Below are 16,369 nucleotides of genomic sequence, written 5' to 3'. Positions count from 1 at the left end.
CCGGATCGACCATTTCCGGCACAGTAGCGAGATAGCGTTACCAATCGGTTTATGATGAATCATTGGTTTCTGAGGTTAGCGGTGTTTTATCGGCCGAAGCCGGTGGACGAGGGGCGGCCGTTGCGGATGAGCGAGCGGCCGAGATAGTCGCGAATGCGCGCCTCCATGGCCTGCCACTGCGGCAAAAGTCTGCTCGAAAAACGGTAAAGCACGGAAAGATCCCGGCCGATGTGGATATCACGCTGGCAATCGGCGCTGGTCGATTGCGTTTCGTCGGCCGGAATCATGCAGCGCACCGCATAGCCGGTGCCGTCCGGCAGGGTGCCCGTGAAGAACACTTCGTCGCCGTAACCGGAGTTCTCCTTCAGGCGCCGCAGGGTGAGGCCGGCAGGGCCGGGCCCGGGCTCGTCGCCGAAAAGGTGGCTGTAGATCGGCTCCAGCCGGCCGGACATGTCCTTCGACATGGTGCTCTGCGAAAGATTGAGGAAAACCAGGCCTTCCGGCCGGCTGGCATCGTTGAACCGGCTGCGCTGCGCATTGGAATAGCCCTGCATTTCCGGCCAGGTGAGGTAAAGGTCGACCCGTTCGGTGCGCCCGGTCTGGCGCTGCTCCTCGAAGCGGATCGTGTTGGCGGGAAGCCGGATCTGGTCCTGACCGATGACCACGTCGACGAGCTCGGCGCTTTCCGTATGCCCCGCCTGCGCGATGCGCTCGCCGAGCATGCGGCCGGCGACGCTGATCGCCACCGTCAGGCTCGCCAGCACGGCGACGCCGATCGTCAGGCGCGTCAGCAGGCGATGGGAGATGAGGGGGGCGTGTTCGTCGTTGCCGGTCGTTGCCGCTGTCATCTCTTCCACCCTCGATGGCCCGGTCTGACTCGGCTTTCCCGGTGCTTCGACCCTGTGCGGAGCCTCTGCGAACAGGGTTAATTTTTGGTTGAGATCGGGCGGTCGAGAAAGGGCCGGCGCGTCATGCCCTGCGAGGGCCGCGGGGCCGGTCCTGCAAGATTTCCCGACTTGTTGCTGACGCATTCTGCTCCTAGAATCGCGTCTGCACCCGACAGCAATCATGCCGGCTGGATGCGGAACAGGGGAGGCAGCCATGGACGTGCTTCGAGACCCCGCGCATATCGGCATATTCGAGCCGCAGGACCTCGTCGTCCTGCAGCGTGTCTTCACCCGATTGGCGGCAACAAACACTCCCGGCCTCGACGAGGCCCGCGCGCGGTCGCTCGCCCGGTCGATCATCACGCTCTATCGACACGGCGTACGCGACCCGGAGCAACTCTTCGACGTGCTGCAGGTTCCGGCCTCGTGACGTTGAAGACGGCGATGAAAGCGCCTTGCGCTTAACCATCCGGAAACCATGAATCATGGAAGCTCGCCACGGGGCTTCCATCCGTTCGCAATTTTGCCATCTTATTGGCATGATTAACGGACTGTTATTTACTGAGTGGCATTGACGGCCGGCTTGCAGGGGCAAGGCAGTTGGCTGGCACACCGTCGGGGACAATAGCGGCGTGGGACATAAAAACTTCGAGAAGAACGCGACCCGGTTCGGCAAGGGCCTGAGGTTGCTCACTATTCCTCTGGTCTGCGCGGGCCTTGCCGCCTGTGCGACGACGACGCCGGCGCCGAAGAAGAAGGTGCGCAGCAAGGAATTCTTCGCCGAGTCCGAATATGGCGTGAAGGCGAGCCCGCGCGTCGTCGAGGAAGGGCAGGCCGTGCCGAAGGGCGGCGGCCGCTACCAGGTCGGCAAGGCCTACCAGGTTCGCGGCAAGTGGTATCAGCCGAAGGAGGAGCCGGGCTACAACAAGACCGGTCTTGCCTCCTGGTATGGTTCCGCCTTCCATGGCCGCAGGACGGCGAACGGCGAAGTCTACGACAAGTACCATCTTTCCGCCGCCCATCCGACCTTTCCGCTGCCGAGCTATGCGCGCGTGACCAACATGGAGAACGGTACGTCCGTCGTGGTGCGCGTCAACGACCGCGGCCCGTTCCACGAAGGCCGCGTGATCGACGTTTCCTCCAAGACCGCCGACCTCCTCGACATGAAGCGCACCGGCACGGCCAAGGTGCGCGTGCAATATGTCGGCAAGGCGCCGCTCGAGGGCAACGACATGCCCTATCTCATGGCCTCCTACGTCACCAAGGGCTCGCGCGTTCCGGCGGTCGATCCGGGCGGGCAGATCGCCACGGGCGTCATGGTGGCCTCGGCCGACAACAGCGCGCTGCCGGGCGTCGGCCAGGGCGAGGGCGTGCTGACCGTGCCGGCCGAGAGCACGATGACGGCGCTCGCCAAGACCACGCCGGCAAGCGAGGCCTTCCAGGCGATGGAACAGTTCGTCATGCTGCCGGAGATCGGTCCGCTGCCGATCGAGCGGCCGAACGTCGTGCCGCAGCTTTCCGCCGATCCGAGCTATGCCGCCGCCTATGCGGACGAGCGCGTGCGGGATGCCGCCGGCGCCTTCGATGCCATCCTGACGATCGACGGCAGGCTGACGCCGCTCTCGGCGCTGGCCGGCAACGCGGGCTGATCGCCGATCGCCCGCGTTCCCGAAGCCGTTTGCGCCATGCGGGCGGCTGTGGGAGTGTGACGACATCCGGAGTCGCCATGCATCGCCGCCTTTTCGCCGCCCTTATCCTCCTGCTGTCCGTCGCAAGCCTTGCGTTCGCCCAGTCGGCCGCGCCGCAGGTCGGTTTCGACGTCAAGGCGAAGCAGGTCTACCTCATCGAGGCGGAAACCGGCACGGTGCTGTTCGCACGCGCCGAAGACGAGGCGGTGCCGGCCGCCTCGCTCGCCAAGCTGATGACCATGGCGAGCGTCTTCAAGGCGCTCGCAAGCGGCGAGACGACGCTCGACACGACCTATCCCGTCACCGAATATGCCTGGCGCACCGGCGGGGCGCCGTCGCGCACCTCCACCATGTTCGCCGCCCTGAAATCGACGCCGCGCGTGGAAGACCTCATCCGCGGCGTCACGGTGCAGTTCGCCAACGATGCCTGCATCGTCCTCGCCGAAGGCCTTGCCGGCTCGGAGACGGCCTTTGCCGAGCGGATGACGGCGGACGCGCGGGCGCTCGGGCTCGAGAAATCGAGCTTCGCCAACGCGACCGGCCTGCCGAACCCCGGCAACACGGTGACGATGCGCGAGATGGTGGCGCTCGCACGGCACCTCCAGACGCGCTATCCGCAGCACATGCGCTACTATCTCGAGCCGGAATTCGAGTGGAACAAGATCAAGCAGCGCAACCGCAATCCGCTCTTGGCGCTCAATATCGGCGTCACCGGCTTCGTCACCGGGTTTTCGGAGGAGGGCGGCTACTCCATCGTCGCGGCGGTCAACCGGGACGGCAAGCACCTCGTGCTCGCCATGGGCGGCATGGAGAGCGACAAGGCGCGTATCGACGAATCCCGCCGCATCATCGAATGGGCGCTCTCCTCCTTCGAACGCCGCACGCTGTTCAAGGAGGGCGAAGCGATCGCCGATGCGAGCGTCTATGGCGGCGATGCCTCGACGGTGCCGCTGGTCGCGGGCGAGCAGGTCGACGTGTTCCTGCCGAAGGACAATTCGCAGCGCCTCGTCGCGCGCGTCGTCTACAACTGGCCGGTGCGCGCGCCGGTGACGCCGGGGCAGGCGGTCGGCATGCTGAAGATCTGGAACGACAAGCAGCTTCTGCGCGAGGTGCCGGTGGAGACGGCGGGAAGCGTGGGCGTCGGCACGCTGCGCGCCCGCGCGCTCGATGCGCTGATCGAACTGTTCTTCTTCTGGATCTGACGGGGTGGAGCAGGGCGAAAAGCGTTTCGCCGGCCGGAAACATGGGTTAGTAGTGTCCCGAGTCATCCCGGCCCTGCCGGATATCGCGCGTAAAAACGGAAACAGGATTTGTCGGCCGCACCGGGTTTGTTTGTCACGTTCGAGGGCGGCGAGGGCGCCGGAAAGTCGACGCAGATCCGGCTTCTGGCCGACGCGTTGCGCGCGCGCGGCCTCACCGTGCTGATGACGCGCGAGCCGGGCGGCTCCAAGGGCGCGGAGGCGGTGCGCCACGTCCTCCTCTCGGGCGCCGCCGAACCCTATGGCATCCGCATGGAGGCGATGCTCTTCGCCGCCGCGCGCAGCGACCATGTCGAGGAGGTCATCCGTCCGGCGCTGGCCGCCGGCACGGTCGTGCTGTGCGATCGCTTCATGGATTCCTCGCGCGTCTACCAGGGCATCACCGGCAATCTCGAACAGCCCTTCCTCGAGGCGCTGGAGCGCGTTGCCGTCAACGGCGTCGTGCCCGATTGCACGATCATCTTCGACCTGCCCGCCGCCATCGGCCTGGAGCGCGCCCGCAAGCGCGGCGCGGGCGAGAGCGAGGCGCCCGACCGCTTCGAGAAGGAAGAGCTGGAGACCCACGAAAAGCGCCGCGAGGCCTTTCTCGACATCGCCGAGCGTGAGCCGCTGCGCTGCCGCGTGGTGGATGCGACGCAGGCCCAGGATGCCATCGCCGCAGAGGTGCTCGCTCTCGTCGAGCCGCTGCTGCCCATCACCGCCCACGGCCGGCTGGATCCGGAGCACGTCTCGTGAGCGAGGAGCGGCCCGGTATTCTCGACGGCGCGGTGCATCCCGCCGAACAGACGAAACTCTTCGGCCATGCCGAGGCGGAGGCTTTCCTCGCGCGCTCCTATCGCTCCGGCAAGGGGCATCACGCCATCCTGATCGAGGGGCCGAACGGCATCGGCAAGGCGACGCTCGCCTTCCGCTTCGCCAACCACGTTCTCCACCATCCGGAACCCGCCGAGGCGCCGGAGACGATCGCCGATCCGTCGCCCGCCTCGCCGGTCACCCGGCAGCTTGCCGCCGGCGCCTCGCACAATCTCCTGCATCTCACCCGCCCGGTGGACGAGAAGACCGGCAAGGTGAAGGCCTTCATCACGGTCGACGAGGTGCGCAAGGCCGGAAAATTCCTGGCGCAGACATCGGGCACCGGCAACTGGCGCATCGTCATCATCGATCCCGCCGACGACCTCAACCGCAACGCCGCCAACGCCATCCTGAAGATCCTGGAAGAGCCGCCGAAGCGCTCGCTCTTCCTCGTGCTCACGCACGCTCCCGGTAAACTCCTGCCGACCATCCGCTCGCGCTGCCTGCCGCTGGCGCTGTCGCCGCTGTCGCAGGACGATCTCGCCGCCGCCCTCGGCAGCCTCGGCGCATCGCCCGCTGGCCCGCGGGCAGGGGAGGTGCTTGCCGCCGCCCATGGCAGCGTCTCCGAAGCGCTGAAGCTCACCAATTACGGCGGCTTCGACATCGTGGAGGCCTTCCGCACCATCGTCGAGGCGCCGGCCGAGCCGCCGCGCCGCGACGTGCACAAGCTCGCCGACGTGCTTTCGGCGAAGGACAGCGACACGGTCTTCTCCTTCTTCTGCCAGCATGCCACCGATTTCGTGACGGATGCAGCCCGCAACGCCGCCCTTTCCGGTGACCTGGCCCGCGCCGACCGCCTCGCCCACCTCTCCTCGCAGCTCGGCGAGCGCATCGCCATAGCGCAAGGCTACAATCTCGATCGCAAGCAGACGATCATCACCGTGCTCGACGACATCCGCGCCGCGCTTTAAGCGAACTTGCTGTTTCCCTTGCCGCCCGCATGGTCTAATACCTTGCGGCATTGCACAACCGAAGACAGAACGCTGCCATGACCGATACGTCCCGTTTCTATATCACGACCGCCATTTCCTATCCGAACGGCAAGCCGCATATCGGCCATGCCTACGAGCTGATCGCGACGGATGCCATGGCGCGCTACCAGCGGCTGGACGGGCGCGACGTGTTCTTCCTGACCGGCACGGACGAGCATGGCCAGAAGATGCAGCAGACGGCGCGCAAGGAAGGCATTTCTCCGCGCGATCTTGCCGATCGGAATTCGAAAGAATTCAAGGATATGGCCGTTCTTCTTAATGCGTCGAACGATGACTTCATCCGTACGACGGAAGAGCGCCACTACGAGGCCTGCGCCGAGATCTGGCGCCGCATGGCCGCCAATGGCGACATCTACAAGGGCGGTTATGCCGGCTGGTATTCCGTGCGCGACGAGGCCTATTACCAGGAAAACGAGACGGAGACGCGCGACGACGGCGTGCGCTACGGCCCGCAGGGCACGCCCGTCGAATGGGTGGAGGAGGAGAGCTACTTCTTTCGCCTTTCCGCCTACCAGGACAGGCTGCTGAAGCATTACGAGGACAATCCGGACTTCATCGGCCCGGCCGAGCGCCGCAACGAGGTGATCTCCTTCGTCAAGTCCGGCCTCAAGGACCTGTCGGTCTCGCGCACCACCTTCGACTGGGGCATTCCGGTTCCGGACGACCCGGCGCATGTCATGTATGTCTGGGTCGACGCGCTGACCAACTACGTCACCGCGACCGGCTATCTCACCGATCCCGAGGGGCCGCGCGCCAAATACTGGCCGGCGAACATCCACATCATCGGTAAGGACATCATCCGCTTCCACGCCGTCTACTGGCCGGCCTTCCTCATGTCTGCCGGCCTGCCGCTGCCGGGCCGCGTCTTCGCCCACGGCTTCCTGCTCAACAAGGGCGAGAAGATGTCGAAGTCGCTCGGCAACGTGGTCGACCCGGTCAACCTCGTCAACCATTTCGGCCTCGACCCGATCCGCTACTTCTTCCTGCGCGAGGTCTCCTTCGGCCAGGACGGAAGCTATAGCGAGGAGGGCATCGCGACCCGCATCAACTCGGACCTCGCCAACGGCATCGGCAACCTCGCCAGCCGCTCGCTGTCGATGATCGTCAAGAACTGCGACGGCAAGGTGCCGGAGTGCGGCGACCTTTCCGACGCAGACCGCGCCATGCTCGCCTCCGTCGATGCGCTGCACGCCATCACCCGCGAGGAGATGGGCAGGCAGCAGATCCACAAGGCGCTGGCCGCGATCATCGCCGTCGTCTCCGAGGCCGACCGCTATTTCGCCGGCGAAGCGCCCTGGGCGCTGAAGAAGACCGACCCTGTCCGCATGGGCACCGTGCTTTATGTGACGGCGGAAGTCGTGCGGCAGATCGCAATCCTGCTTCAGCCCTTCATGCCGAAATCCGGCCGCAAGCTGCTCGATCTCGTCGCCGCGCCCGTCGAAAAGCGCGATTTCGCGGCGCTCGGCGAAGCCGGCCGCCTCGTCAGCGGCACGCCGCTGGAAGCGCCCACCCCGGTCTTCCCGCGTTACGTCGCGCCCGAGGCGTAAATGCTGATCGATACCCATTGCCATCTGGATTTCCCCGACTTCGAAGCGGAGCGCGACGCTATCGTCGCGCGGGCGCACGCGGCCGGGGTGACGCAGATGATCACCATCTCGACGCGGGTGAAGAAATTCCCCGCGATCCTGGCGATCGCGGAAAAATACCCGTCCGTCTTCTGCTCGGTCGGCACCCATCCGCACAATGCGGACGAGGAGCTCGACATTCCGGTCTCGGAGCTGGTCGAACTCTCGAAGCACCCGCGCGTCGTGGCGATCGGCGAGGCGGGGCTCGACTATTTCTACGACAATGCACCGCGCGAGGCCCAGGCCATCGGCCTTCGCAACCACATCGCCGCCGCGCGGGAAACCGGCCTGCCGCTGGTCATCCACAGCCGCTCGGCAGACGAGGACATGGCGGCGATCCTGACCGAGGAAACGGGGAAGGGGGCCTTTCCCTTCCTGCTGCATTGCTTCTCCTCCGGCCCGGAGCTTGCCCGCACCGGCGTGGCGCTCGGCGGCTACGTCTCCTTCTCCGGCATCCTGACCTTCCCGAAATCGGAAGAGCTGCGCGAGATCGCGAAAACCGTGCCGCCGGAGCGCATGCTGGTCGAGACCGACGCACCCTACCTCGCGCCGAAACCCTATCGGGGAAAACGCAACGAGCCGGCCTATGTGGCGCACACCGCCGCCGTGCTGGCGGAGACCGTCGGCGTCAGCGAGGACGATATCGCCCGCATCACCACCGAAAACGCCTTCCGCATCTTCTCGAAGATGCCGCGGGTGTAACCGTGGCCACGACACGGCGCTTCACCATCCTCGGCTGCGGCTCCTCGCCCGGCGTGCCGCGCATCACCGGCGACTGGGGCGCCTGCGATCCTGCCAATCCGAAGAACCGCCGCAGCCGCGCCGCCTTCCTCGTCGAGCAGGTCGGCCCGGGAGGCAGGACCACCGTCGTCATCGATACGGGGCCGGACTTCCGCATGCAGATGATCGCCGCGGGCGTGGAAGGCATCGACGCGGTGCTCTACACGCACGCCCATGCCGACCATATCCACGGCATCGACGATATCCGCGGCTTCGTGCTGCAGAACCACAAGCAGGTGCCGATCTGGGCCGATCCGGTGACGATGGAGCGCATCCGCGAGGGGTTCGGCTACTGCCTGAAGACGCCGCCGGGCAGCATGTATCCGCCCATCGTGACGGAAAACCTGATCGAGCCGATGGATGCGCCGTTGACGATCGGCGGGCGAGGGGGCGCGATCACCTTCCAGCCCCTCCTCCAGGTGCACGGCTCCATCCATTCGCTCGGCTTCCGCATCGGCAATGTCGCTTACTGCAGCGATATCAGCGACTTCCCGGACGAGACGGTCGCGCGGCTCGAGGGTCTCGACGTGCTGATCGTCGATGCCCTGCAATACCGCTACCATTCCAGCCACCTGTCGCTCAGCCAGGCGCTGGAATGGATCGAGCGGCTGAAACCGGCACGCGCCATCCTGACCCATATGCACGTGCCGCTCGATTACGACACGGTGCAAGGGGAAACGCCGGACCATGTGGAACCGGCGTTTGACGGGCTCAGCTTCGAGATCGAACTTCCGGACGATCAGGCGAAATAGGGTTTCAGGTTGTTACGGATCCGCTCCAGCACCGTCGCGCCCGAAAGGTCGGGCACGAAGGTCTTGCCGGTGATCTGCTCGTAGGCCTGGATATAGACCTTCGAGGTCTGCTCGACGAGCGCGCGCGGGATTTCCGGGATCGGGTCCTTGTAGGGATCGCAGCGCTCGGTGACCCAGGCGCGCACGAAATCCTTATCGAAGCTCGCCGGGCGGCCACCCGTGGCGAAACTCTGCTCGTAGCTGTCGGCGATCCAGTAGCGGCTCGAATCCGGCGTGTGGATCTCGTCGGCCAGCACGATGCGGCCGTCCTTGTCCGTGCCGAACTCGTATTTGGTATCGACGAGGATCAGCCCGCGTTCGGCCGCACGGGCCTGTCCGCGCGCAAAGAGCGCCAGCGCATAGCGCGACACCGTTTCCCATTGCGCGGGCGTCAGCAGGCCTTGCTCAAGGATTTCCGCGCCGGAGAGCGGTTCGTCGTGACCGCCGTCGAAGGCCTTGCTGGTCGGCGTGATGATCGGCTCGGGCAGCTTCTCGTTGTCCTTCAGGCCATCCGGCAGCGTGATGCCGTACATTTCGCGCTCGCCCTTGCGGTATTTCGTCAGGATCGAGGTGCTGGTCGTGCCGGCGAGATAGCCGCGCACGACGATCTCGACCGGCAGGATGTCGAGCCGCGTGCCGATGACGACGTTCGGGTCCGGATAGGAAATGACGTGGTTCGGGCAGATGTCGGCGGTTTCCTCGAACCAGTAGCGCGCCGTCTGGGTGAGAACCTGGCCCTTGAAGGGAATGGCGGTGAGGATGACGTCGAAGGCGCTGAGACGGTCCGTCGCGATGATGACGCGGCTGCCGTCCGCAAGGTCGTAGTTTTCGCGGACCTTGCCGTTGTAGCGGTTCGGCAGTTCCGGGATATGGGCGTCGGAGAGAATGCGCAAATCGCTCATCGTGGCGGGCTTTCGCTGTTGGTTTCGTCTGCCGTTTCGCTTAAGGCCACGGGTGGTGAAGGGTCAAGGCGGAAACCGGATTTCCAGAGGGTTTGGGTCCTTGCGGGCAATAGTTAGTTCCATAATCTATCTTATGTGACTTATGGATACGGGAAGATACGCCCCCCTACGGGCTATGGCACGCCCATGAATTCAATGCCTTCGCATTAAAACGTCGTCCCGCGATGCCAGGCGCGTCTCGCCTGCGCCGATTACCGCCACTTTCGTTCACGCGATATCGACGGTCCCGAACAATTCGTAGTAGAATATCCCGAATCCCGGCCAGCGGCTTTCCCGATCGAAGCCGACGTCCATTCCCCAGATCGCCACATCTTCCAGCCTCCGCCACGATCCCGATGCCCGACATCCCTGTGCTTGAAACCGACCGTCTCGTCCTGCGCGGCTTTCGCCCGGACGATCTCGATGCCATGACCGCGATGTGGACGATGCCCGAAGTCGTGCGCTACATCGGCGGCGTGCCGCTGTCTCGCGAACAGTCTTGGATCCGCCTGCTGCGCCATATCGGCATGTGGAGCGTCATGAACTTCGGCTTCTGGGCGGTCACGGACAAGGCGTCCGGCCAGCTCATCGGCGAAGCCGGCTTCCATGAGATGCGCCGCGAGATGACGCCCAGCATCGAAGACACGCTGGAAGCCGGCTGGGGCCTGCTCCCGGGCTTCCATGGCCGCGGCTATGCCAGCGAGGCGCTGGATGCGATGCTGCCCTGGGCGGAGGCGAACCACGGCGGCCTGCCTGTGACCTGCATCATCGACCCTGCAAACACGGCCTCCATCCGGCTTGCCGAGCGACACGGGTTCTACGAATTCGCCCGCTCGATCTATCAGGGAAGCGACATCGTCGTCTTCCGGAAGGCATAGGCATTCGCGCCGCCAGCCGCCGCGCGGCCATGGAACACCCCGATATATCACAAACAAGTGATATTAAATTCATACTTTATATTTATTCAGCAAATTTCTGTTTTATAACGAAATTCATGAATAGTTTCCCCGGCAACCAGTGCACCCTTCTGCATGGCGGTTCTTTTCAGGCGTCCATGCTATTCTAGCTTCGTCCGAAAAGGAGTGTGCGCCATGAAAATGCTTGCCGCCGTGTTCCTTTGCGTTTCGCTGTTCCCACTCTCCAATGCCCGGGCGGAAGAACCCGTCGATACCGTACAGGGTATCATCCAAAGCCAGATAACCGCCTTCCTGAACGACGATGCGAAGACCGCCTATTCCTTCGCCTCGCCGACCATCCGCGGGAAGTTTCCAACCGAGGACGCCTTCTTCGACATGGTGAAGAAGGGTTACGCGCCGGTCTACCGCCCGGGCAATTTCGCCTTCGGCCGCTTCAAGGTCGCGGATGACACGGTGGTGCAGGAGGTGCTGATCTCAGGGCAGGACGGCAAGGACTGGACGGCGCTCTACCAGGTCGTGAAGCAGCCGGACGGCAGCTACAAGATCAACGGCGTGCACATGGTGCGCACCGCGCCGGGGCCGCAGATCTGAGCAATCCAAGCGCGGAACACGCCCTCAGAGAGGGGCGAGATCGCCCCTCGCCCAGTTCTCCTGCGTCTCCACCATGAAATCGGCAAAACGCCCCTCCTCGATCGCCTTGCGGATGCCGGCCATCAGGTCCTGGTAGTAGGAGAGGTTGTTCCAGGTGAGCAGCATGCCGCCGAGGGATTCGTTGGCGCGGATGAGGTGGTGCAGATAGGCGCGCGAATAGGCGCGCGCCGCCGGGCACGTCGATTCCTCGTCGAGCGGGCGCATGTCCTCGGCGTGGCGCGCATTGCGCAGGTTGATGCGGCCGCGGCGGGTGAAGGCGAGGCCATGGCGGCCGGAGCGGGTCGGCATCACGCAATCGAACATGTCGATGCCGCGGGCGACGGATTTCAACATGTCGTCCGGCGTGCCGACGCCCATCAGGTAGCGCGGCTTCTCGGTCGGCATGTGCGGCACGGTCGTGTCGATCATGTCGAGCATGACCTCCTGCGGCTCGCCGACGGCAAGGCCGCCGATGGCGTAGCCCTTGAGGTTCAACTCGGCGAGCGCCTGCGCGGAGCGGACGCGCAGGTGCGGGATGTCGCCGCCCTGCACGATGCCGAACATCGCCTTGCCCGGCTGGTCGCCGAAGGCGGTCTTGCAGCGCTCGGCCCAGCGCAGCGACATCTCCATGGCGCGCTCGATTTCCTTCGGCGAGGCCGGCAGCGCCACGCATTCGTCGAGCTGCATCTGGATGTCGCTGTCGAGCAGGCCCTGGATCTCGATCGAGCGCTCCGGCGACATGTGGTGCAAAGCGCCGTCGACATGGCTCTTGAAGGTGACGCCCTGTTCGTCGAGCTTGCGCAGGCCGGACAGCGACATGACCTGGAAGCCGCCCGAATCGGTGAGGATCGGGTGCGGCCAGCGGATGAGCTCGTGCAGGCCGCCGAGGCGCGCGACGCGCTCCGGGCCGGGGCGCAGCATCAGGTGATAGGTGTTGCCGAGGATGATGTCGGCGCCGAGCTCGCGCACCTGGTCGAGATACATCGCCTTGACGGTGCCCACCGTGCCGACCGGCATGAAGGCCGGCGTGCGGATTACGCCGCGCGGCATGGAGACCTCGCCGCGGCGCGCCTTGCCGTCGGTCGCAAGCAGTTTGAACTGGAAGGTTTCGGTCATCGGTCGTTCCGGAAAAGCAGGCTGGAGTCGCCGTAGGAATAGAAGCGGTAGCCGCCAGCGATCGCATGGGCATAGGCGCCGCGCATCGTCTCCAGGCCCGAAAAGGCGGAGACCAGCATGAAGAGCGTCGATTTCGGCAGATGGAAATTGGTCATCAGCATGTCGGCCGTGCGGAAGCGGTAGCCGGGCGTAATGAAGATACCCGTCGCGCCGGACCAGGGCTTGATCGTGCCGTCTTCGTCAGCTGCGCTTTCGAGGAGGCGCAGCGAGGTGGTGCCGACGGAGACGATGCGCCCGCCCCTCGCCCTGACGGCGTTGAGCGCGGCGGCCGTCCCCGCGGAGACATGGCCGATCTCCTCGTGCATGACGTGGTCGGTCGTGTCGTCGGCCTTCACGGGCAGGAAGGTGCCGGCGCCGACATGCAGCGTCACGAAATGCCGCTCGACGCCGAGCGCGTCGAGTTTTTCGAAGAGGGCGTCGGTGAAGTGCAGGCCGGCCGTCGGCGCCGCGACGGCACCCTCCTCGCGCGCGTAGATCGTCTGGTAGTCGCGGCGGTCCGCCTCGTCATCCTCGCGCTTGGAGGCGATGTAGGGCGGCAGCGGGATATGGCCGACGGCGGCGATGGCGCGGTCGAGATCGGGACCGGAGGCGTCGAAATGCAGGGTGACCTCCCCGCCCTCGCCTTTCTCTTCGACGGTCGCCGAAAGCGCCTCCGCCGCGCCGAAGACGATGCGGTCGCCGCGCTTGATGCGCTTGCCGGGCCTCGCAAAAGCCTTCCAGCGGTCGCCGGCGATGCGCATGTGCAGCGTCGCGGACACCTTCTGGCCGCCGGCGCCCGTGCGATGGCGGATGCCCTCGAGCTGGGCGGGGATGACGCGTGTGTCGTTGAAGACCAGCGCATCACCGGCGCGCAGCAGCGACGGCAGGTCGCCGACGGTGCGGTCCGCGTAGGGCGTCTCCTGCCCCGGGCGCACGACGAGCAGCCTCGCCGCCTCGCGTGGGCTCACCGGGCGCAGCGCGATGTTGTCTTCCGGAAGATCGAAATCGAAGAGGTCGACGCGCATGCCGGGCCTCAGTACAAGCGGATCAGCAGCGCGCCGACGACGAGCAGCAAGGCCCCCGCGATACGGCCGAGGGAAATCTCGCGCACGGCCATGCCGAGAAAGCCGATCCGGTCGAGCAGGATGCCGGCCATGAGCTGGCCGGAAACGGCGAAGGCCATGACGGCGGCGGCGCCGATGCGCGGCGTCAGGAAGATGGCGGTCGTCACATAGACCGTGCCGAGCGCGCCGCCGGCAAAATAGAGCCAGGCATCCGCGCCGCGCCAGTCCGGTGCCCGGCCCTCGGCGGCGGCGGTGACGAGAACGACGAGGGCGAGGACGAGCGCGCCCGCGAAGAACGAGACGCAGGCGGCGGCGACCGGCATGCCGAGCCCGCGGCCGAGCAACGCATTGATGGGAGCCTGGATGGCGATGCACGCGCCCGCCGCAATGCCGAGCAGCGCCCAGAGGAAAGCAGCCATATCGACTTGTCTCTTGAAAAGCGCACAAAGAAAAACCGCGCCCGCCGGGGCGAGCGCGGTCGAAAACGAAAGGTTCTCTATCAGGCCGCCACGTCGGCGGCAACCTTCATCGAGACGATGGTGTCGGGATCGCGCACCGGCTCGCCGCGCTTGATCTTGTCGATGTTTTCCATGCCTTCGACGACCTGGCCCCAGACGGAATACTGCTTGTTGAGCCAGGGGGCGTCGGTAAAGCAGATGAAGAACTGCGAATTGGCCGAGTTCGGCATCTGGCTGCGGGCCATGGAGCAGGTGCCGCGCACATGGCTCATGTTGGAGAACTCGGCCTTGAGGTCCGGCTTTTCCGAGCCGCCCATGCCGGCGCGGGCCGGGTTGAAGTCCTTGCCGCCGGTCTTGCCGTACTGCACGTCGCCGGTCTGGGCCATGAAGTCCTCGATGACGCGGTGGAAGACGACGCCGTCATAGGCGCCCTCGCGCGTCAGTTCCTTGATACGCGCGACGTGGCCCGGCGCGAGATCCGGAAGCAGCTGGATGACCACCTTGCCCTTCGTGGTCTCCATGATGATGGTGTTTTCCGGATCCTTGATCTCGGCCATGGTCTTTCTCCTTCAAAGGCATGTTGCGCAAAAGGTGTGTCGCCGTTCCTTAATTGCAACAGGCGACACACCGAAAAGTGAATTACTTGCCGACGATGACCTTGATCATCCGGTCGGGATCGGTGACCGCGCCATTGCTGGCCTCGTCGCCGCGCTTGATCTTGTCGACGTTCTCCATGCCGGAAACGACCTTGCCGACGACCGTGTACTGGCCGTTCAGGAAGTCGCCCGGGGCGAACATGATGAAGAACTGCGAGTTGGCCGAGTTCGGATCCTGCGAACGGGCCATGCCGACCGTGCCGCGCTCGAAGGGCACATCGGAGAATTCCTGCGGCAGGTCCGGCTGGCTGGAGCCGCCCGTGCCGGCCGCGCCCGGCTGGAAGCCGTCTTCCATGTCGCCGAACTGCACGTCGCCGGTCTGCGCCATGAAGCCCTCGATCACGCGGTGGAAGGCGACATTGTCGTATTCGCCGGCGGCGGCGAGCGCCTTGATGCGCTCCACATGCTTGGGTGCGACCTTGTCGTTCAGCTCGACGACGACCGGGCCGTCCTTGAGCTGGATCGTGATGAACTCGGCCGCCTGGGCAACGACGGCGCTCGTGGTGGTCGCAAGGAACAGGGCTCCTGCAAAGGCGAAACGGAGGATGTTCATGATAGCTCCCTAAGGGGGTTCAGGATGATGGGCTCAGCCCGTCTTGCGGGCTTTCAGCGCCGTGAAGACGGGCGCCGGAACGAAGGCACTGACATCGCCGCCCATGGCCGCGATCTGGCGGACCAATGTGGCGGTAATGGGCCGCGAGGCGACGCCCGCCGGCAGGAAGACGGTCTGCACGTCCGGCGCCATCTGGCGGTTCATGCCGGCCATTTGCATTTCATAGTCGAGATCCGTGCCGTCGCGCAGGCCGCGGATCAAGAGGCGCGCGCCGTGCTCGCGCGCGGCATCGACGACGAGATTGGAAAAGGAAACGACGCTGACATCCCCTGCCCGCGCCGGCAACGCCTCGACGATCGATTGGCGGATGAGGTCCGCGCGCTCCTTAAAGGAGAACAGCGGCGTCTTGCCGGGATGGATGCCGATCGCGACGATGACCTTGGGCGCCACGTCCAGCGCCTGCACGAGCACGTCGATATGGCCGTTGGTGATCGGATCGAAAGAGCCAGGGTAGAAGGCAGCTGTCATCGGCGGGGTCCCGTTTGCCGCCTTTTGTCACGGACGGCCCCTTTCCGCAAGGGCGCGGCCTGTCGCAGCCCGCGCTGTCCCCTGCCAAGAACATGAACGCGGCATGAACGGGCCGTTCAAGACCATTTCAGGCAGGCCATGTCTAAATAGCAGCATCGGAGCCGGGAACAAAGGTCGCCCTCGCGCATTCTCCCGGCACAACACAGTGAAACAAGTAATGCGTTTCCTTAGGCTTGAAGGAACACGAAAATGGCCCTCGCTCTACTCTGCATGACCATGTTCATCGCCCTTACCGCCGCGACCATCCATGCGCTGCGGGAAGAGGATCGCCCGGCAACGCCGAAAATCGCCGCCCGCGGCAAGTGGCTGCGTTGAGCGGGATAGCACCATGGCCGCGCTCACCATCCTCTTCACGATCTTCATCAGCACCGTCTTCACCTTCGACTTCGCGCGCACGATCCTTGAACTGAAACGGGATCGCGCAGCCCTGAAGGCGGCCAAGCTGAAAACCCAAGCAGGCGGCTTCGGCGTCTGAGAACGCCCCCCTGCGGCACAGCGCCCCCGGCGCAGGATGCCGCAGCACGTATGCCGCC

Annotated in this window: 20 protein-coding genes; 12 read left to right on the top strand and 8 right to left on the bottom strand. The window is 65.2% G+C overall.

The genetic code is table 11. The features are described from left to right. Nucleotides 1-86 precede the first annotated feature (86 nt). The gene (locus AABF56_RS07345; protein WP_272805438.1) at nucleotides 87-848 is read right to left on the bottom strand and encodes a hypothetical protein; all 762 of its coding nucleotides are present in this window, start codon (nucleotides 846-848) and stop codon (nucleotides 87-89) included. A gap of 253 nt (nucleotides 849-1,101) precedes the next feature. On the opposite strand from AABF56_RS07345, the gene AABF56_RS07340 reads away from it, so the two are divergent. The 8 genes from AABF56_RS07340 (at nucleotide 1,102) to AABF56_RS07305 (ending at nucleotide 8,835) form a co-directional block, all read left to right on the top strand. Further along, nucleotides 1,102-1,317, top strand: a complete 216-nt coding sequence (locus AABF56_RS07340; RefSeq protein ID WP_244765509.1) for a hypothetical protein — start codon at nucleotides 1,102-1,104, stop codon at nucleotides 1,315-1,317. A gap of 202 nt (nucleotides 1,318-1,519) precedes the next feature. After that, nucleotides 1,520-2,536 carry a septal ring lytic transglycosylase RlpA family protein gene (locus AABF56_RS07335; protein WP_272805437.1) on the top strand — a complete coding sequence of 339 codons (1,017 nt, stop codon included), beginning with the start codon at nucleotides 1,520-1,522 and terminating at the stop codon, nucleotides 2,534-2,536. A gap of 77 nt (nucleotides 2,537-2,613) precedes the next feature. Continuing rightward, nucleotides 2,614-3,777 (top strand): D-alanyl-D-alanine carboxypeptidase family protein, encoded by a 1,164-nt coding sequence (locus AABF56_RS07330; protein WP_272805436.1) that lies wholly within the window; start codon nucleotides 2,614-2,616, stop codon nucleotides 3,775-3,777. A gap of 108 nt (nucleotides 3,778-3,885) precedes the next feature. After that, nucleotides 3,886-4,569 carry a dTMP kinase gene (gene tmk / locus AABF56_RS07325; RefSeq protein WP_272805435.1) on the top strand — a complete coding sequence of 228 codons (684 nt, stop codon included), beginning with the start codon at nucleotides 3,886-3,888 and terminating at the stop codon, nucleotides 4,567-4,569. Further along, entirely contained in the window at nucleotides 4,566-5,597 is a 1,032-nt protein-coding gene (locus AABF56_RS07320; protein ID WP_272805434.1) for a DNA polymerase III subunit delta', read from the top strand. Before tmk ends, AABF56_RS07320 begins: the two co-directional genes overlap by 4 nt. Before the next feature lie 77 nt (nucleotides 5,598-5,674). Further along, complete coding sequence (gene metG, locus AABF56_RS07315; RefSeq protein WP_272805433.1) at nucleotides 5,675-7,225, top strand: methionine--tRNA ligase; 1,551 nt, start codon at nucleotides 5,675-5,677, stop codon at nucleotides 7,223-7,225. Next, the gene (locus AABF56_RS07310) at nucleotides 7,226-8,005 is read left to right on the top strand and encodes a TatD family hydrolase (protein WP_272805432.1); all 780 of its coding nucleotides are present in this window, start codon (nucleotides 7,226-7,228) and stop codon (nucleotides 8,003-8,005) included. Nucleotides 8,006-8,007: 2 nt separating this feature from the next. Beyond that, nucleotides 8,008-8,835 carry an MBL fold metallo-hydrolase gene (locus AABF56_RS07305; protein WP_272805431.1) on the top strand — a complete coding sequence of 276 codons (828 nt, stop codon included), beginning with the start codon at nucleotides 8,008-8,010 and terminating at the stop codon, nucleotides 8,833-8,835. Here AABF56_RS07305 and AABF56_RS07300 read toward each other — a convergent pair. Then, nucleotides 8,823-9,767, bottom strand: a complete 945-nt coding sequence (locus AABF56_RS07300) for a phosphoribosylaminoimidazolesuccinocarboxamide synthase (protein WP_272807459.1) — start codon at nucleotides 9,765-9,767, stop codon at nucleotides 8,823-8,825. The two genes, AABF56_RS07305 and AABF56_RS07300, sit on opposite strands and share 13 nt — an antisense overlap. Before the next feature lie 404 nt (nucleotides 9,768-10,171). Here AABF56_RS07300 and AABF56_RS07295 point away from each other — a divergent pair, with 404 nt between their 5' ends. Together AABF56_RS07295 and AABF56_RS07290 are read left to right on the top strand one after the other, a co-directional pair. After that, nucleotides 10,172-10,693 carry a GNAT family N-acetyltransferase gene (locus tag AABF56_RS07295; RefSeq protein ID WP_272805430.1) on the top strand — a complete coding sequence of 174 codons (522 nt, stop codon included), beginning with the start codon at nucleotides 10,172-10,174 and terminating at the stop codon, nucleotides 10,691-10,693. Between the two features lie 213 nt (nucleotides 10,694-10,906). Further along, on the top strand, nucleotides 10,907-11,323 hold the full coding sequence (locus AABF56_RS07290) for a DUF4864 domain-containing protein (protein WP_272805429.1): 417 nt from the start codon (nucleotides 10,907-10,909) through the stop codon (nucleotides 11,321-11,323). 24 nt (nucleotides 11,324-11,347) lie between these two features. Here AABF56_RS07290 and tgt read toward each other — a convergent pair whose 3' ends face one another. The 6 genes from tgt to coaD all read right to left on the bottom strand — a co-directional run bounded on the left by tgt (nucleotide 11,348) and on the right by coaD (nucleotide 15,776). Beyond that, nucleotides 11,348-12,478 carry a tRNA guanosine(34) transglycosylase Tgt gene (tgt, locus tag AABF56_RS07285; RefSeq protein ID WP_272805428.1) on the bottom strand — a complete coding sequence of 377 codons (1,131 nt, stop codon included), beginning with the start codon at nucleotides 12,476-12,478 and terminating at the stop codon, nucleotides 11,348-11,350. Then, nucleotides 12,475-13,542 (bottom strand): tRNA preQ1(34) S-adenosylmethionine ribosyltransferase-isomerase QueA, encoded by a 1,068-nt coding sequence (queA, locus tag AABF56_RS07280; protein ID WP_272805427.1) that lies wholly within the window; start codon nucleotides 13,540-13,542, stop codon nucleotides 12,475-12,477. The genes tgt and queA overlap by 4 nt, the downstream gene beginning before the upstream one ends. Nucleotides 13,543-13,550: 8 nt before the next feature. Then, nucleotides 13,551-14,000, bottom strand: coding sequence for a DMT family transporter (locus AABF56_RS07275; RefSeq protein ID WP_272805426.1), 450 nt, complete (start codon nucleotides 13,998-14,000; stop codon nucleotides 13,551-13,553). Nucleotides 14,001-14,080: 80 nt separating this feature from the next. Continuing rightward, nucleotides 14,081-14,596 carry a peptidylprolyl isomerase gene (locus tag AABF56_RS07270; RefSeq protein WP_064330060.1) on the bottom strand — a complete coding sequence of 172 codons (516 nt, stop codon included), beginning with the start codon at nucleotides 14,594-14,596 and terminating at the stop codon, nucleotides 14,081-14,083. A gap of 82 nt (nucleotides 14,597-14,678) precedes the next feature. Further along, nucleotides 14,679-15,248, bottom strand: a complete 570-nt coding sequence (locus tag AABF56_RS07265) for a peptidylprolyl isomerase (protein ID WP_272805425.1) — start codon at nucleotides 15,246-15,248, stop codon at nucleotides 14,679-14,681. A 33-nt stretch (nucleotides 15,249-15,281) separates the two neighbouring features. Then, on the bottom strand, nucleotides 15,282-15,776 hold the full coding sequence (gene coaD, locus AABF56_RS07260; protein WP_272805424.1) for a pantetheine-phosphate adenylyltransferase: 495 nt from the start codon (nucleotides 15,774-15,776) through the stop codon (nucleotides 15,282-15,284). A 249-nt stretch (nucleotides 15,777-16,025) separates the two neighbouring features. Here coaD and AABF56_RS07255 point away from each other — a divergent pair, with 249 nt between their 5' ends. Together AABF56_RS07255 and AABF56_RS07250 are read left to right on the top strand one after the other, a co-directional pair. Next, on the top strand, nucleotides 16,026-16,151 hold the full coding sequence (locus tag AABF56_RS07255; RefSeq protein ID WP_256388514.1) for a hypothetical protein: 126 nt from the start codon (nucleotides 16,026-16,028) through the stop codon (nucleotides 16,149-16,151). 13 nt (nucleotides 16,152-16,164) lie between these two features. Further along, the gene (locus AABF56_RS07250) at nucleotides 16,165-16,311 is read left to right on the top strand and encodes a hypothetical protein (RefSeq protein ID WP_244765526.1); all 147 of its coding nucleotides are present in this window, start codon (nucleotides 16,165-16,167) and stop codon (nucleotides 16,309-16,311) included. Nucleotides 16,312-16,369 lie beyond the last annotated feature (58 nt).

Origin of the sequence: Shinella sp. WSC3-e, assembly GCF_945994535.1 — a bacterium.
GTDB lineage: Bacteria > Pseudomonadota > Alphaproteobacteria > Rhizobiales > Rhizobiaceae > Shinella > Shinella yambaruensis.
Note: the sequence above shows the minus strand (reverse complement) of the source record. Positions and strands in the feature narration are given on the sequence as shown.

Excerpts from the sequence above, each read along its gene's own strand:
- tgt (WP_272805428.1), bottom strand. The coding sequence starts at position 12,478 with ATGACCGAAACCTTCCAGTTCAAACTGCTTGCGACCGACGGCAAGGCG.
- AABF56_RS07255 (WP_256388514.1), top strand. The coding sequence starts at position 16,026 with ATGGCCCTCGCTCTACTCTGCATGACCATGTTCATCGCCCTTACCGCC.
- AABF56_RS07265 (WP_272805425.1), bottom strand. The coding sequence starts at position 15,248 with ATGAACATCCTCCGTTTCGCCTTTGCAGGAGCCCTGTTCCTTGCGACC.
- AABF56_RS07310 (WP_272805432.1), top strand. The coding sequence starts at position 7,226 with ATGCTGATCGATACCCATTGCCATCTGGATTTCCCCGACTTCGAAGCG.
- AABF56_RS07275 (WP_272805426.1), bottom strand. The coding sequence starts at position 14,000 with ATGGCTGCTTTCCTCTGGGCGCTGCTCGGCATTGCGGCGGGCGCGTGC.
- AABF56_RS07330 (WP_272805436.1), top strand. The coding sequence starts at position 2,614 with ATGCATCGCCGCCTTTTCGCCGCCCTTATCCTCCTGCTGTCCGTCGCA.
- AABF56_RS07340 (WP_244765509.1), top strand. The coding sequence starts at position 1,102 with ATGGACGTGCTTCGAGACCCCGCGCATATCGGCATATTCGAGCCGCAG.
- AABF56_RS07270 (WP_064330060.1), bottom strand. The coding sequence starts at position 14,596 with ATGGCCGAGATCAAGGATCCGGAAAACACCATCATCATGGAGACCACG.
- coaD (WP_272805424.1), bottom strand. The coding sequence starts at position 15,776 with ATGACAGCTGCCTTCTACCCTGGCTCTTTCGATCCGATCACCAACGGC.
- queA (WP_272805427.1), bottom strand. The coding sequence starts at position 13,542 with ATGCGCGTCGACCTCTTCGATTTCGATCTTCCGGAAGACAACATCGCG.
- AABF56_RS07250 (WP_244765526.1), top strand. The coding sequence starts at position 16,165 with ATGGCCGCGCTCACCATCCTCTTCACGATCTTCATCAGCACCGTCTTC.
- AABF56_RS07290 (WP_272805429.1), top strand. The coding sequence starts at position 10,907 with ATGAAAATGCTTGCCGCCGTGTTCCTTTGCGTTTCGCTGTTCCCACTC.
- AABF56_RS07295 (WP_272805430.1), top strand. The coding sequence starts at position 10,172 with ATGCCCGACATCCCTGTGCTTGAAACCGACCGTCTCGTCCTGCGCGGC.
- AABF56_RS07345 (WP_272805438.1), bottom strand. The coding sequence starts at position 848 with ATGACAGCGGCAACGACCGGCAACGACGAACACGCCCCCCTCATCTCC.
- metG (WP_272805433.1), top strand. The coding sequence starts at position 5,675 with ATGACCGATACGTCCCGTTTCTATATCACGACCGCCATTTCCTATCCG.